This window comes from Acidovorax sp. SUPP3334, assembly GCF_030159055.1.
GTDB lineage: Bacteria > Pseudomonadota > Gammaproteobacteria > Burkholderiales > Burkholderiaceae_C > Paracidovorax.
Genome location: NZ_BQXQ01000129.1, coordinates 1 through 574, shown reverse-complemented (window position 1 = coordinate 574; position 574 = coordinate 1). Strand labels below are relative to the sequence as shown.

Annotated in this window: 1 protein-coding gene; it reads right to left on the bottom strand. The window is 59.1% G+C overall.

Going from position 1 to position 574, the window contains the following annotated elements:
* Nucleotides 1-134: 134 nt before the first annotated feature.
* Nucleotides 135-419 (bottom strand): hypothetical protein, encoded by a 285-nt coding sequence (locus AVHM3334_RS23790; protein WP_284415891.1) that lies wholly within the window; start codon nucleotides 417-419, stop codon nucleotides 135-137.
* Between the last annotated feature and the right edge of the window lie 155 nt (nucleotides 420-574).

Here is a 574-nt window from a genome sequence, read left to right as displayed (position 1 = left end):
CAACGATCCTGGAGATGAATGTGGACAGCTACCGCCGTCGCGCTGCGTTGCCGGCTCGCCGGCAACGCAGCGCGACGACAACTACTCAATGAACATGCTCGACCGCGCCGCTCAAGATAATTGACGCTGGACGCTCAGAATAGTTGACGCCGGGCAATCTGGCCTGAATGGAGTTTGTGCAACAAAGCCTCGGCAGCGCGTGCGCAGGTCCATTCTGCCGCCACTTCGCCATATTGTTTCTGGATGGTTTCGCGCTCTGCCTCGACTGCCTCCCCGTCCAGTTTCAGGCGCTCCCATTCATGCTCTACCTGCCGCCGCTTTTGGGCTGCTGCGCTGGCCTCGCTTGCCGCTTGCGCTAGCAACTCGGTAGCGGCCTGATGGCTTGCGGCAATAAGCGAGTCAACGAAAGTTAGATTCAAAAACTAAATTGGTAGCGCGTCCCGAAGTGGCTCTATGCCGTTTCGAGTGGAACTGGACCTCAGAGAACATGCGGCGTAACGCCGAGCCCAATCGGGGCAGCAGGAGCAAAGGGGTTGGTCGGCAGATCCTTGAGCTTGGCCATGCGCAGGTAGGC